At 62.7% G+C, this 14,764-nt stretch carries 12 protein-coding genes; 3 read left to right on the top strand and 9 right to left on the bottom strand.

Annotation, left to right across the window (positions count from 1 at the left end; translation table 11 throughout):
- Window positions 1-238: 238 nt before the first annotated feature.
- From AC5RT3_RS06450 to AC5RT3_RS06430, 5 genes are read right to left on the bottom strand one after another with little or no spacing between them, the layout of a single operon-like run.
- Window positions 239-1,228, bottom strand: a complete 990-nt coding sequence (locus AC5RT3_RS06450) for a carbohydrate kinase family protein (RefSeq protein ID WP_494123787.1) — start codon at window positions 1,226-1,228, stop codon at window positions 239-241.
- Window positions 1,229-1,273: 45 nt separating this feature from the next.
- Window positions 1,274-2,332, bottom strand: a complete 1,059-nt coding sequence (locus AC5RT3_RS06445; RefSeq protein WP_494123786.1) for an NAD(P)-dependent alcohol dehydrogenase — start codon at window positions 2,330-2,332, stop codon at window positions 1,274-1,276.
- A gap of 39 nt (window positions 2,333-2,371) precedes the next feature.
- Window positions 2,372-3,292, bottom strand: coding sequence for a carbohydrate ABC transporter permease (locus AC5RT3_RS06440; protein ID WP_494123785.1), 921 nt, complete (start codon window positions 3,290-3,292; stop codon window positions 2,372-2,374).
- Window positions 3,289-4,257, bottom strand: coding sequence for a carbohydrate ABC transporter permease (locus AC5RT3_RS06435; protein WP_494123784.1), 969 nt, complete (start codon window positions 4,255-4,257; stop codon window positions 3,289-3,291). Before AC5RT3_RS06435 ends, AC5RT3_RS06440 begins: the two co-directional genes overlap by 4 nt.
- Window positions 4,258-4,277: 20 nt before the next feature.
- The gene (locus AC5RT3_RS06430; protein ID WP_494123783.1) at window positions 4,278-5,630 is read right to left on the bottom strand and encodes an ABC transporter substrate-binding protein; all 1,353 of its coding nucleotides are present in this window, start codon (window positions 5,628-5,630) and stop codon (window positions 4,278-4,280) included.
- Between the two features lie 276 nt (window positions 5,631-5,906).
- On the opposite strand from AC5RT3_RS06430, the gene AC5RT3_RS06425 reads away from it, so the two are divergent.
- Window positions 5,907-6,842, top strand: a complete 936-nt coding sequence (locus tag AC5RT3_RS06425) for an AraC family transcriptional regulator (protein WP_494123782.1) — start codon at window positions 5,907-5,909, stop codon at window positions 6,840-6,842.
- A gap of 151 nt (window positions 6,843-6,993) precedes the next feature.
- Here the strand turns inward: AC5RT3_RS06425 and AC5RT3_RS06420 are convergent, their stop codons facing one another.
- A complete protein-coding gene (locus tag AC5RT3_RS06420) occupies window positions 6,994-7,743 on the bottom strand; it encodes an NAD-dependent epimerase/dehydratase family protein (protein ID WP_494123798.1) in 750 nt (249 codons plus the stop codon).
- A 329-nt stretch (window positions 7,744-8,072) separates the two neighbouring features.
- On the opposite strand from AC5RT3_RS06420, the gene AC5RT3_RS06415 reads away from it, so the two are divergent.
- Complete coding sequence (locus tag AC5RT3_RS06415; RefSeq protein WP_494123781.1) at window positions 8,073-9,053, top strand: Gfo/Idh/MocA family protein; 981 nt, start codon at window positions 8,073-8,075, stop codon at window positions 9,051-9,053.
- Window positions 9,054-9,459: 406 nt separating this feature from the next.
- Window positions 9,460-10,491, top strand: coding sequence for an aldo/keto reductase (locus tag AC5RT3_RS06410; RefSeq protein ID WP_494123780.1), 1,032 nt, complete (start codon window positions 9,460-9,462; stop codon window positions 10,489-10,491).
- Between the two features lie 654 nt (window positions 10,492-11,145).
- Here AC5RT3_RS06410 and AC5RT3_RS06405 read toward each other — a convergent pair.
- From AC5RT3_RS06405 to AC5RT3_RS06395, 3 genes are all read right to left on the bottom strand, one after another.
- A complete protein-coding gene (locus AC5RT3_RS06405; RefSeq protein ID WP_494123779.1) occupies window positions 11,146-12,351 on the bottom strand; it encodes a fatty acid desaturase family protein in 1,206 nt (401 codons plus the stop codon).
- Between the two features lie 120 nt (window positions 12,352-12,471).
- Window positions 12,472-13,092 carry a TetR/AcrR family transcriptional regulator gene (locus tag AC5RT3_RS06400; RefSeq protein ID WP_494123778.1) on the bottom strand — a complete coding sequence of 207 codons (621 nt, stop codon included), beginning with the start codon at window positions 13,090-13,092 and terminating at the stop codon, window positions 12,472-12,474.
- A 344-nt stretch (window positions 13,093-13,436) separates the two neighbouring features.
- A complete protein-coding gene (locus tag AC5RT3_RS06395) occupies window positions 13,437-14,657 on the bottom strand; it encodes a 4-hydroxybenzoate 3-monooxygenase (RefSeq protein WP_494123777.1) in 1,221 nt (406 codons plus the stop codon).
- Window positions 14,658-14,764: the final 107 nt, after the last annotated feature.

The following is a 14,764-nucleotide window of genomic DNA, read 5'->3' as shown; positions in this document are numbered from 1 at the left end:
CTGTCAGCTGGATCAGGTTGCGCCGAGACACGCCAGCCTGTGGCTTGGCCCCGTTGTTTACGTTCGAGTCCGTGCTCATCGTGTTCATGCTCGTGGGTCGTCGGTTGCGTATGTGGACTTCGTCGTCCTTTCGAGCACACCACAGGCATAGTGGCGGGCGGGAGTCCCTGATGAAACGGGTTATGCCAGAGCCCCCCAAGGGCCAGAGCATGGGGATTCGGATGAATGACCGAGGAACCTAAGCGGTCCCTAAGGTCGTAATGGGGTCCACTTCCCCGGACGAGGGTGGACTGGCACCTTGGCGGGAGCAGGTGATCGCTGCTGCCCTGTTGGCGTAGGAGGCCAGTGCGCGAAGATCATCGGAAGCAAGGCTCCGCAACCGTTCCCTGCCGGCAGCACCGAGTAAATCCAGCTGGGCAAGGCCGGAGATGAGGGCGGCCATGAAGGAGTCGCCCGCCCCCACGGTGTCCGCTACGTCAACGGCTTCGCCCGGCAGGTCCACGCGCCCCTGCCTGCTCAGGAGCACGGGGCCCTGTGCCCCGCGGGTCAGGGCCACCAACCCCGGACCGAGCTCCAGCCAGGCAGTTAATGACTCGTCCGGAGTCCTGTCCGGGTAGAGCCATGCCAGGTCCTCATCGCTCGCCTTGACGATGTCGCTGGCAGCGACGAACACTTCAGCCTGCCGCCGGGCGGCGGCAACGTCAGGACTGATGCCTGGCCGGCAGTTGGGGTCGAAACTCACGGTGGCGCCGGCCTGAGCCGCTTCCACCAGGGCCAGCGTGGCGTGGTTGCCCGGTTGCAGCATGGTGGCGATGGAGCCGGTGTGGACGTGCGTGGAGGCTTGCACGGCGGCAAAGGCGGGAAGCGACGCGCCGTTGATGTCCCAGGTGATGTCGAAGGCATAGGTTGCGGCGCCGTCCTTGCCCAGGGTTGCGATTGCTGTGGACGTGGGCGAAGCACCGCCCCGGACCGGCGAAACGCCGTTGGACTGCAGGTGCTGGTCGACCATTAGCCCGAACGCGTCGTCGTCGTAATGCGTCACCAAGGTTGTCGGAAGGCCCAGCCGTGCGGTTCCCACGGCAACGTTCAAGGGGCTGCCGCCCGGGTGCGCTTGACGGCCGGCGGTCCCCCGGTGCGGGTCATCGATGATGTCCACCAGGGACTCGCCGATCACGGTCACCAAGGGTCCGCCGGGCGTGGGATCAGAGGGGTTGAAGGGTGTTGGCATGGCTGCTTCCTCGGAGTGCTTCTTGGCGGGGATGTGGTGCAGGGGTCAGCGGCCCGGGTAGACCACGGCCTTGAGCTGGCCGGGCTGCTTTCCTGCCTTGAGCGCCTCCTCGGACTCGGAGAGCGTGTACTTTCCGGTGACCAGGACGTCCAGGTCCACCTTGCCGTCGGCGATCAGCTGGATGGCCAGCGGCCAGGTGTTGGTGTAGCGGAAGACGCCGGAGAGCCAGATTTCCCGGTTCTGGATGTAGGAGACGGGCAGTTCGACGTCGTCGGCCCCCAGTCCAACCAGGATCACGCGCCCGGCCGGTGCCACGGCCTTGATTCCCGAACGGACCGCCTGCGGTGCGCCGGACGCGTCAATGAACGCGTCGACGTCGAGCCCTTCCACGTTGTCGGTCCGGGCGTTGAGCGCATGCGTCGCGCCGTGCTCCAGCGCAAAAGCCAACCGGTCTTGGGCGATGTCGCTGATGTAGATTTCGGTGGCACCATAAGCGCGGGCTGCCTGGGCGGCGATGATGCCGATCGGTCCGGCACCCGCGATCAGAACCCGGCTGCCGGGCTTGATCCCGGCCCGTTCACATGCCCACAAACCCACCGAGAGCGGTTCGATAAGGGCGGCTGCCTCGTCGCTGACGCTGTCCGGAATGTCGTAGGCGAAATCGCTCTGGATCGTGACGTATTCGGCGAAGGCGCCGTCGATCGGCGGGGTGGCGTAGAACTCGATGTCCGGGCAGAGGTTGTAGCGGCCGGCCTTGCACTGCTGGCACTTACGGCAGGGGCGTTGGGGTTCGACGGCGACGCGCTGGCCGATGCGTGCAGGGTCAACGGAACTGCCGACAGCGGCAATCCGGCCCGAGAGCTCGTGGCCAAGGATCAGCGGGTGGTCCACCACGTACGGGCCGATCCGGCCGTGCTCGTAGTAGTGTACGTCGCTGCCGCAAACGCCGACGGCGGCGACCTGCACCAGGACCTGGTCGGTGTCGAGCTTGGGAAGGGGCAGGGTCTCCATGGCCATGTCGCCCTGGCTCTTGAGGATATTGGCCCGCATGGTGGCGGGCAGATCGGAACCGGTGGGAGGAGCCTGTGTGGTTGTTGTTGTCATCGAAGCAATCCTTGGAAGAGTTGGTGTGGATCCGGCGCGTTACTTCACGGCGCCGAGGGAGAGGCCCTGGACCAGCTTGTCCTGGGCTGCGAACCCGGCGAACAGCACCGGCAGGGAGATCACGACGGCGGCTGCGCAGACCTGGGCGAGGAACAGTCCCTGGCCGGAGACGAAACCGGTCAGGAAGACCGGGGCGGTGCCTGCCACGACGCCGGTCAGGACCCGGGCCAGGAGCAGTTCATTCCAGCTGAAGATGAAGCAGATCAGGGCGGTGGCGGCGATGCCGGGCATAGCCACGGGTGCAATGATTTTGCGCAGGATGAGCAGGAGGTTGCCGCCGTCGATCTGTGCCGCCTCGAGCATTTCTTCCGGCACCTCGGCCAGGAACGACCGCATCATCCAGACGGCGATGGGCAGGTTCATGGAGGTGTACATCAGGATCAGGAACCAGATGTTGTCCAGCGCCCCCACGGTCCGTGCGAAGAGGTAGAGCGGCAGGATGGCCGCGACCACGGGCATCATCTTGGTGGAGAGGAAGAAGAACATGACGTCGGTCCACTTTTTCACCGGCCGGATGGACAGGGCATATGCGGCAGGGAAGGCCAGGAGCAGCACCAGGACGGTGGACAGGATCGAGGCCGTGGCGGAATTGATCAGGGACGGCCAGGGGCTGACGCCGGAGGTTTCGCCGAAGAACTCCCGGTAGGCGTCCAAGGTCAGGTTCGCGGCGATGGAGGGCGGGTTCGTTGCTGCATCCGTCTCGGAGTGGAATGAGGTGAGGATCATCCACAGGACCGGGGATGCGAAGAGCAGGGCGAGCAGCCAGGCCGCGATGCCGGCGGCGGTGTTGTTGCGGGTGGGGTCCATGCGTGCCTTGCCGCGGCGCGGGGTGCGGCCGGTGTTCAGCGCGGTGGGACCGGGAGGTGTGCTCTGCTGTGCAGCGGGGGTGAGGATGCTCATCGTGCTGCCTCCTTCTTGAAGAGTGAAAAGACGGTGCGGAGGGCGAAGGTTGCCACGATGATGGTGCCTATGACCACGACGACGCCGGCGGCGGACGCCAGGCCGTATTCGTTGGCGAAGTAGAACGTCTGGTAAATGGCGTACGGCAGGTTGGCTGTGCCCAGCCCGCCGGCGGTGAGGGTGAAGACGGCGTCGAAGTTCTGCACGATGTAGATCGCTCCGAGCAGCCCGCCCAATTCCAGGTACTGGCGCAGGTGCGGCAGCGTCAGGTGCCGGAAGATCCCCCACGGCGTGGCCCCGTCCATCTGCGCCGCTTCCACGGTGTCCATGGGACGCGACTGGAGGCCGGCCAGCAGGATCAGCATCATGAAGGGCGTCCACTGCCATGCCAGGGAGAGGATCACGGCCATCATGGGTGCCTGCGAGAGCAGGTCCAGCTGGGGTGCCGTGGCGCTGCCGAACAGGGACCAGAGCCAGGTCAGGATGCCGTTGATCAGCCCGTACGTAGGGTTGAGCAGGGCATGCTTCCAGATGAGCGCGGCGGCCACGGGGACCACCAGGAACGGTGCGATCAGCAGTGTCCGCGCCAGCCCGCGGCCGGTGAACTTCTTGTCCAGCAGCAGGGCCAGGCCCAGCCCGATGAGCAGGCTGATCAGCACGACGGAGACAGTGAGGAGGATGGTGGTGAAAATTGCCTGGCGCAGGTCAGGGTCCGTGAGGACGGTGGCGTAGTTCTCCAGGCCGGCGAAAGCGGTCTTGTCCGGGCTGAGGCTGTTCCAGTTCATGAACGAGATGATCAGCGTTGCCACGAACGGAAGCTGGGTGACCAGGATGAGGAAGATCAGCGCCGGAAGCAGTGGCGCCCGCCGTACCCAAGCCAGGGCACGTTCGCGCGACTTCGCGTCTCGTGAGGGGGTGGCTGCATTGCGTCCCGGGCGGGAGATGCGCGCCGTTGCGGTAGTCATGATGTTCTCCTGCGGTTCGGTTAGGGCTGCTTGTACTTGTCGCCGACCTTTTGGGCGGCTTCCTGGCCCTTGGCCAGCGCGTCAGCCACGCTGCCCTGGCCGGCGATGGCCGAGCTCACGCCTTGGGACACGTTGGTGCCCAACGCAGCGAATTCGGGGATGCCCACGAACTGGATGCCGACGGCGGGACGCTCCTGCACGCCGGGGTTCTTCGGGTCCGCGTTCTCAATGGCGAAGCGCTCAGCTTCAAAGAACGGCGCCGCTGCTTGGAACGCGGCGTTCTCGTAGGTGGAGATGCGCTTGCCGGAGGGGACCTTCGCCCAGCCAAGCTCGGAGGCGACCAGTTCCTCGTAGTCCTTGGAGCTGGCCCAGGCTATGAACTTCTCTGCAGCATCCTGCTTCTTGGATGCGGCCTGCATGGCCCAGGACCAGGTCCACAGCCATCCCGAGGACGTTGTTTCCTTCACGGGAGCCTGGGCATAACCGATCTTGCCCTTCACCGGCGAATTCTCGGCTTCCAGGGCGCCTGCAGCCGACGTTGCGTCGTACCACATGGCTACGTTGCTCTGGCTCATGTTGTTCAGGCACTCGGTAAAACCTGCCTGCGCGGCGCCTGCCTCGCCGTGCTCGCGGACCAGCTTGGTGTAAAACTTAACCGCTTCGGTGAATTCCGGGGAGTTCACCTGCGCATTCCAGTCCTTGTCGAACCAAGTTCCGCCGAAGGTGTTCACCACGGTGGTCAGCGGCGCGAAGACCTGGCCCCAGCCTGGCTGGCCGCGCAGGCAGATGCTCTTCATGCCCGGTTCCGCCCCGTCTACCTTCGCCGCTATCTCCGCGACCTCATCCCAGGTGGGCTTTGCCGGCATCGTCAGGCCCTTGGCTTCCAGGATGTCCTTCCGGTACATCAGGAAGGACGATTCGCCGTAGAACGGTTCGCCGTAGAGTTTGCCGTCCTCGCCGGTGAGTGAAGCGGTATAGGCCGGGAGGATGTCGTCCTGGTCAAAGCCGGGATCTGCAGCAACATCATCCAGCGGTGCGAGCCAGCCGTTGGCGGAATAGAACGGGATTTCGTAGTTGGACAGAGATGCCACATCGTACTGGCCGGCCTGGCTGGAAAACTCCTGGCTGATCTTCGCCCGCACATCGTTTTCCGGCAGGATCGTGTAGTTGACCCTGATCCCGGTTTCCTTGGTGAAGTTATCTGCCGTGAGCCTCTGCAGGTCCTCCATTTGGGGGTTGTTCACCATCAGGACACTGATGCTGTTCGGGTCGCCGGCGGAATTGCTGCCGCCGGCACCTGCACAGGCCGAGGCACCCAGCGCGACACACAAAGCACCGGCGGCCAGGGTCGCAGCACGCGTTTTCGGGCGCATTAAGGACTCCTTTGTTCTTCAAGGGATGCAAGGTCACCACACCTCGACTGCCGTGTCAGGATGCTGGACCGGGGCGGGGACTGCCACCGGATATCCGGGGTCCCGCGCTGATGTTCTTCAACATTAGGCGCGGGGTGCAGGTCACAACTAGCGTCGTGGTTGCCACTTTCTGATACTTATTTTCCGGAGCTGCGGAAGCAGCAAGCGCTACTCTGGGATCGGGAACAGGATCCACTGTCCAGATTTCATAAACCGCCGAGCCTTGGGAGCACCACGATGACTGCCCCGGATACTGCTGAGGGAGCGACGGCCAGGCTGGCCGAACGGCTGCTGGGGATGCGGGCGAACCGCGAGGTTATTCCGCCTGATCCCAACCACTCTGTCCGGTGGCACCAGCACAGCTATCCAAGCCCGGTCGCACGATGGAATTACCACCCCGAGTACGAGATCCACCTCATTCGGAAGGGCACGGGAAAGTTCATCGTCGGTGACCACATCGGCACCTTCGAGGCCGGCCATGTTGCCCTTGTCGGGTCAGGGCTGCCGCACGATTGGGTCAGTGACCTGCAGCCCGGTGAGTTCCTGGAGAACAGGGACGCCGTCATCCAGTTCGACGGCAAGTGGGTGGAGCAAACCGCTTCCCTGGTCCCCGAAATGGCGGAGGTGAAGCCGCTGCTGGAACAGTCCCAGCGCGGCATCGAGTTTCTGGGACCCTCAGCCAAAGCCGCGGCATCAGCCATCGAGGCGATGGGGACCACCAGCGGATTGGCGCGGCTGCAGCACCTTTTTGACTTGTTCGCCGTCCTGACCCGCGCACCCCAGGAAGACCGGCGCTACCTGGCGGAGGAATGGTTCCGGCCCCAGCTGGACGGCCAGGCCGCCGCCGTCGTCGATATAGTCCTCGAGTACGTGTTCAGCAACCATGCCGGCACCATCAAAATGTCGGAGGCCGCCGGCATGGTGGGCATGCAGGAGGCGTCATTTTCGAAATACTTCAAACGCGCTACCGGCCAGAACTTCAGCGACCTGGTCCGTAAACTGCGGCTGGCCCACGCCCGGCGCCTCCTGGAGCGCACTGACAAGGCTATATCTGACATCTGCTACGAGGTGGGCTTCTCTAATCTCTCCAACTTCAACCGGCATTTTCTCAACGATGCCGGGGAAACGCCGCGGCAATACCGCCAACGTATCCAAAATGAGGGTGAGGCTTGACCCGAATCGCACTTTCCTGCAGGCAGCTGGCCCAACGGCTCCCGATACCAAGCAGTGGATAACCCCGATTGACCCCAGCCGTGGACCTCAAAGTTAACCTAGCGGGAGGGAAAGGGCGGGAGGGACTACTCCCGCCCTTTCCCTCTGCTGGTTAGTGGTTGACCGTGTGTCCTTGGGCGTCGAGGTAGTCGCGCCAGGATCGCTTTGGGGTCCAGCCGAGCATCCGTTGGGCTTTCGCGCTAGAGATCCCCGAAGCATCGGTACGGTCTAATTCGCGTAGCTCGATTGTGTGGCCGTAGTACTTGTTCAGGATCTCGGCGAAGTCGTGGCCGCCCGCATTGTCAGGGGAAGCGATGTAGAAGACCTCGTGTCCGGGTAGGTCAGACTCGGCGGCTAGGACAATGGCGTCGGCGAGGTCGTAGGCGTCGATGTAGCTCCAAAGGTTGGGGCTGAGGACCGAGGCGTCACGGATCTGCGGTCCGAGGTTAACCTCGTAGTTGCCCTCGAACTGGACCCAGCTGGGCCGGATGGAGATGCAACGGATGTCGGACCGGGCGATGGCGGCGTCCATGAGTTGCTCGCCGAAGTGCTTGGAGAGCGCGTAGGGGTCCTGCGGGCGGATCGGGTGCTCCTCGTCCACGGGCGCGTAGTCGGGTAGGAAGTCGCGCTCTGGAAAAAAGAACCCGGGGACCGTCTCGCTGGAGATGTAAACAAAGCGTTTCACGCCAAATCGTATGGCGGCCTCAAGGACATTGAAGGTCGCCATGAGATTCGTCTGGAATACGACGTGAGGCGGATTGCCAGTTGGTTCTGGAATCGCGGCGACGTGCACGACGGCATCAACTCCGCGGACGACGGCATACGCTTCCCCTGCGACCTCACCGACTGGCCACCATTTGATATGGGTGAAACCTCGGTACCGGGTGGTGGCACAGCCCTGTCGCGCCGGCCCCGGTGTCTGGAATCATGCTGCGTCCTTGCACGTGCTGGAGCTTTAGAACTAGAATTAGTTTATAGCTTGAACTATATAAGTTGGACGCGTCAGGGTCAACGTCCGCTGTTTGCCACGAGGCTGCCGTTTGTTCCTCTCTGCGTCCCGCTGCGTTGAGTTATGCAGGTGGCAGAGGAGTCACGCTATGTCACGGGGCGTGAGAGGGACACCCTCACAAGTTGACGCGAGTAGTGTGCGGGTACGTAGCAAAATTTGGGGCCGCGGCAAGGAGAAATGCAGTGTTACGAATCGGAATTCTGGGCGCAGCCGGCATCGCGCCCGCGGCGGTCATCCGGCCCGCCAGGCGACGAACTGACGTCGAGGTCGTCGCAGTAGCCTCCCGCCGTGCAGAATCTGCACAGCGGTTCGCAGAGCGCCACCGGATTGACCGTTTCTATAGCGACTACACTGCTTTGCTATCCGACCCCGGAGTTGATCTGGTCTATAACGCGCTGCCACCCTCCGAGCACGCTATGTGGTCGATTGCCGCACTCGAAGCAGGCAAGCACGTGCTCTGCGAAAAACCCTTCGCGATGAATGCCGATCAGGCTGCGCAAATGCTGGAAGCTGCGCAAACGACAGGTTACCGCCTCATCGAAGCTTTCCATGACCGGTACCACCCGCTAAGCGCTGAACTCGATGCCGTCAAGGCCTCCGGCGTGCTCGGGGAAATCTTGACACTGCGGGCAGACTTTTCCAGTTCAAATCCGTTCGATCCCGCGTCGCTGCGGCATGACCCACGATTGGGTGGCGGATCGCTTATGGACCTCGGCTGCTACCCGGTTCACTGGGTGCGGGCATTCATGGGCGAAGAACCAACCATAGTCCGAGCCAGCGGGACCCTCAATCCCCTCGGCGCGGACCTAAGCGTAGCGGCCGACCTCCAGTTCCCCTCAGGAGCAAAAGCGCTCATCACTTCAGCAATGCTGGAACAGCCCGGGCACCTGAACTCCTCCCTCGAAGTGCTCGGTACCGAAGGAAGGCTGGTCGTCAACAATCTGGTGTTCCCTTCCAAGGGGCACTCCATCACCCAGAGCGATAACGGGCTGGACCGCACGTGGACCGTACGAGGCCTTGAGACCTACGACCATCAACTGGAGGCGATCGTCCAGGGTCTGCAGTCAGGCATCCAACTACTCACCGAGGGCCCCGACAGCCTTTTCAACATGAAAGTCATCGACGGAATCTACGCCTCAGCAGGGTTCAGCCCCATGAAGTAGAAACAGCTTTCCCGGAAGCGGCAGTACCGGGACGCCGATGCTGAACGAGGGCCCACCGCCGGCTTTCGAATTAGAGCCGGATTACTGCTACGCCACCTCCTCCAACTTCGGCTGCAAATGGGATCACCGCCCTACGCGGTCTGCCTTTGGAGTAGGGATTTAGGCGTTGCGGCGGCGGGTCCTCATGCTAGTCCTCCCTTGGATATCCCAACTGCAGGGACGGTAGGACTCGTCGTCCTAGGAAAAGCAGGGACAGGAAAACCTGCTGACATTGCCGGAGGACGTGCGTAACGTCAACGGAGTAGTCCCTAGGAACTGGCTCCCGCGCGACGCAGCCGCCGTAGTGACCTTAGTGGCGGTGCAAAGAGGGCGGATCAACACCCCCAACCAAGAACTGAGGAACATCATGCAATACCGCACACTGGGCAACAGCGGCACTGTAGTTTCAAACTACGCTCTGGGAACCATGACGTTCGGGGCGGAGACCACGGAGGAAACGTCTCATGCCATCCTTGATGACTACGTTGCCGCCGGCGGCAACTTCATCGATACAGCCGATGTTTACACTGCCGGGGTATCGGAGGAAATCATCGGACGCTGGCTCACGCGGCGGCCCGAAGCCAGGGACCGCATAGCACTGGCCACCAAGGGGCGCTTCCCAATGGGCGAGGCGCCTAACGACGTAGGCACGTCCCGCCGCCACCTGACCCGGGCCTTAGATGATTCCCTCCGCCGTCTGGGGGTGGAGCAGATTGACCTCTACCAAATGCACGCATGGGACCCCATAACACCGCTGGAGGAGACGCTGCGTTTCCTGCACGACTCCGTCAGCAACGGCAAGATCGCCTACTACGGGTTCTCCAACTTCCTGGGGTGGCAGCTGACCAAGGCCGTCCACCTGGCCAAAGCCCACGGCTGGAGCGCCCCCGTAACCCTCCAACCGCAGTACAGCCTGCTTGTCCGTGAGATCGAGTCGGAGATCGTCCCGGCCTCCCTGGACGCGAACATCGGCCTGCTTCCGTGGTCGCCACTGGGCGGCGGCTGGCTGTCCGGCAAATACAAGCGCGACCAGCCTCCCACCGGTGCCACCAGGCTCGGTGAGAATCCCAACCGGGGCATGGAGGCCTGGCAGGCCCACAACGACGATCCCCGCAGCTGGGAGATCATCGGAACAGTGGAAAAGATCGCCGCTGACCATGGTGTAAGCGCCTCGCAAGTGGCTCTGGCATGGTTGGCAGATCGGCCCGCGGTGACGTCCGTGATTCTTGGCGCCCGCAACCTCGAGCAACTGGCCGATAACCTTGCCGCTGCCGACCTCGAACTGACACCCGAGGAATCAGAGCGGCTAACCCAGGCCAGCCAACCCCGCGTCGGGGTGTATCCCTATGGCCCCATGGCTCAGGAACAGCGCAGCCGGAAGATTGAAGGCGGCAGGTAACCCAAGGCCACCCGCATGAGGCCGCGTCACCTCGACGTGAGGCAGGGGCATACCCCTAAGAGGTCATGTAGTACCCATAACTCCGGACCATGAACTGGTGTTGGACACTCCCGCCCAACCCGACAGAACCTGAACGAGAAACGGCATAAATGCAGTACAGAGCAGGCGGAGGGCCCACTAGCCAGGTCCCTGAGCCCGCACCCACACACTTCAATAAGCCACCACGGCGGCCAGGCCACACGCCGCGACCAACCCGTCAGCTGACGCGACCACAAGCTTTGTACGCACGTCACAGCGAATTCGCCTCTGACGAGGGAATACGTCGTGCCCGAGGTGGGACTCGAACTGCATTCCAGCCCTTACAAACACTGGGAAGTCCCCTCCCGAGCCCGGGGCACGGCAGCTCTATATGCTGCGCCAGGAGCTTCCGGAACGGCCTTCCCCCAGCCACAGCATCAGGCGACCTCTGCCACAACGGACAGAAGGCCGGTTATCGGCGCTGAAACAACGGGAGTAGAAGTAGCTGGGCGAACTCCTGCGCACTGCCGTGGCTGCACTCACTGCAAAACTCGTGAAAGCTCGAAAACCCTGCTGGCTCCTTGTGTCTCAAACAGGCGCAGAAAAGACGATGGCAGGACAGCCAAGCTGTGAGTGCTACCTATTCTTTTTGGGCGGCAGTGCGAGCTTGCAGATCTTTGCCCAGGTGGAGCCGACCTGTTTCCAGATGGGGCCGGTGGTGTAGATCAGTCCGTAGCGCTGGCAGATTTCGCGGACCTTCGGAGCGATTTCTGCGTACCGGTTGGAGGGTAAGTCCGGGAAGAGGTGGTGTTCGATCTGGTGTGAGAGGTTGCCGGTCATCAGATGCATGAACTTGGATCCGGAGATGTTGGCGGATCCGATCATCTGGCGGACGTACCAGTCGCCGCGGGTTTCGCCTTCCACCATTTCTTCAGTGAAGGTGTCGGTGCCTTCGGGGAAGTGGCCGCAGAAGATGACGGCGTGGGCCCAGAAATTGCGGACGGCGTTTGCAGTGAGGGTGCCGTAGAGCGCCTGCTTGCCGGAGCCGGTGAGCATGGCCACGGCGGGGGTCGCGGCGTAGTCCTTGGTGAACTGCTTGAGGGCCTTTCGCCCGAGAGCTTTAAGGTCCTTGACGAGGGTCTCCTTGGACTTTTTGCCTTCCTTGTATTCGGTCAGCTCAAGATCGTAAATAGCGATGCCCCACTCGAAGACCGGGGCCAGAATCGCGTTATAAAGCGGGTTGCCCAGGTTGAACGGCGTCCATTCCTGCTCAGGGTCCATTCTCAGCAGGTTGAATCCGACGTCGTTGTCCTTGCCCACCACGTTGGTCCAGCGGTGGTGCGAGTCGTTGTGGGTGTGCTGCCAGGCGCGGGAGGGGGTGACGAAGTCCCACTCCCAGGTCGTGGAGTGGATGTCCGGGTCCCGCATCCAGTCCCACTGGCCGTGCAGGACGTTGTGCCCGATTTCCATGTTTTCGAGGATCTTGGCCAGGCTAAGCAGTGCGATGCCGGTGACCCAGGCGGCTTTGTTCTTGCTGACCAGCAGCGCGGCGCGACCGGAAATTTCCAAGCCCCGCTGTATCTTGATCAGGCGGCGAATGTACGCGGCGTCAGCAGCACCCCGTGTAGCGAGGATGCCGTCGCGGATGGCGTCGAGCTCGCGGCCCAGCTCAGCGACCTGCTCGTCCGAGAGATGCGCCGCGGACGGGGGCCGGCGTGTCGGGCCGCCGGACTCGGCGAGAGCGCCCGGGCGGATTTTCACCCGACCCGGCCCCTTCTTCGTGGAGTTACCGTCTTCCACGGCATCCCCGGAATATCCAGGTTTGTTGGTAACTACGGTCATGCGGTGGTGCTCCTCCTAGGTCAAGGTTCACGGGCCCGGCTTCTGCCGAAAGCCCCTGCTGGATTGGTTGTTCCGGCTGGCCCGTCGTAGGGACCAGCCCTAGTTAGCGGTCACTAAGGTTTAACCCGGGACTGCTCCATCTGGGCGGTCGCTGCCGTCCGGAACGAAGAGCCATGGCGGCATGAAGCTGATCAGTTCACGTGCAAGGTCGTGGGCGGTATCAGGCTGGCCTGTCCTGAAGGCGTGCATTACTCCACTCACGATCAGCCCGGCAAACGAGCTCGCCATGAGATCGATTCGCGCGTCGGGCCATTGCGGTCGGGCGATCACCATGATCGGGCGGCAGCCCCGCGCGAACCCTTGGATGGCTCTCGCAACGGTGCCACTGGCGCGCTCGGAGAGCAGCAGGTGCTCGTAGAGCTCCCGGTTCTCGAAGACCGTCTGAAGAATGAGCTCCAATGCGAACTCGGAGACAGCTGGCCCGTCGGCGCCGTGCACGGTCCGGGCCTCAACATCGAGGGCAGCAATCCTGACCACCAGGTCATCAAGGACGAATAACGCGAGCTCCTCGACGCTGGCGAACTGCTCATAGAACCCACTCCGGCTCAGCCCCGCCTCACGCGCGATACGGGTCACGGAGGCGGCGCCGAAGCCTTCCGCCTTGACTACCCTCGTCAGCGCCTCCACCAGAAGGCGTTGCGACGCCATTGCTCGAGGATCATTCGATCCTCTCCGCGTCACCCGGGTCTGACTACGTCCGTACTGTGCCATGAACCCATCCTAGGGGAGTTACAGCACACATGTGCAGTAACTAGGCGTAAAGAAGTCCGATTGCCCTGCCGGCGTTCTGTTTCGGGCAATTAGGTCTGACGGGGAGGAGGTATCGCGGGCCTTTTGTTTGTTGCCTAGTCAGGCCCCTCTGAACTGCCGTAGGAAGTGTTGACGGCATGAAGTTCGCGCAGAAGCTTTGGCCTTCAAAGCGACTCTCCTGCTTTTAATGCTGATACCGGATAGTGCCACAGGAGTTTCATGCAGGTGGAGGGATACTCATGCCGCCCATGCGGCGACTACAGGATGAAGCAGATCTAGGCGGAGGGCCAGCCGGTGTAGGCTTCGGCGAGGTAGGCCTGGCCATGGCGGGAGGACACCACGGAGTTAAGTTCGCCGAGCTGGCGCGCCCGGGAGAAGTCATCGGCGTCGACCGGGGTGTGCAGCATGGACGTCATCCAGTAGGAGAACTGCTGCGCTTTCCACACGCGCTCCAGGGCGCGGTCGCTGTAGGAATCCAGAAGCGCCGTGGAGCCGGTGCTGTAGTAGCCGTCCAGGCCTTCGAAGAGCACCTTGACGTCGTGGATGGCAAGGTTCAGGCCCTTGGCACCGGTCGGCGGCACGGTATGCGCTGCGTCCCCCGCCAGGAACAGCTTGCCGTGCCGCATCGGTGTGTGTACGAAGCTGCGGAACTTCAGGACCATCTTGTCAATGACCGGCCCCTCTTTCAGCTCGAAACCGTTGCCGTTGACCCGGCTCCGGAACGCCTCCCAGATGCGCTCCTCGCTCCAGTCGTTCACGTCCTCGTTCGGGTCACACTGGAAGTACATCCGCTGCACCGTCTCGGTGCGCTGGCTGATCAACGCGAAGCCGTTCTCCGAATTGGCGTAAATCAGCTCATCCGAGCTGCGGGGAGCCTCCGCAAGGATTCCGAACCAGGCAAACGGGTACTCATGGAAGTACCACTTGCGCTGCGCCTCCGGGATCTGGAAGCGGCAGTGGCTGCGGGAGCCATCCGCGCCGGCAACGAAATCGGCCTGCAGTTCATAGTCAACACCGTCGGCATCGGTGAACCAGACCTTGGGCGAACCTTCCAGATCATGAACAGTGGTGTCCGTGACGCTATACCGGACATCACCCCCGTCGTCCTCCCGCCGCGCCGCCAGGTCCATGAAAACGTCGGTCTGCGGGTAGAGCCAGACCGACTCCCCCACCAGTTCCTTGAAGTCGATACGGTGGCTTTCGCCATTGAAGCGCAGCTCAATGCCGTCGTGCCGATCACCTTCGCGCAGCACGCGGTCCGAAACGCCGCTGTTGACCAGCATGTTCACGGTTCCATGCTCGAGGATGCCGGCGCGGACCGTCTCGGAGATCTCCCGGCGGCTGCGGATTTCGATGACGGTTGATGCAATGCCGGCCTTGGCCAGCAGGTGGGAAAGCATGAGGCCGGCCGGGCCGGCGCCCATGATAGCGACCTGCGTTTTGATGGTTTTGCGTGCTGCCACGATATTCCTCGCTTCGTTGCGGGCCCTCGGCATCAATACGGCGGGCTGATGTTGATTCTGCCCAACAGTGCGTCGGGTTGCCTGTTTGGCGTTATATGGAATGGGAGTTGGGGGGACACCTTGGGTTTAGCTGGCGTGCA

Source organism: Arthrobacter sp. Y3221159 (genome assembly GCF_059089885.1).
This window is presented reverse-complemented; position numbering and strand designations above follow the sequence as displayed.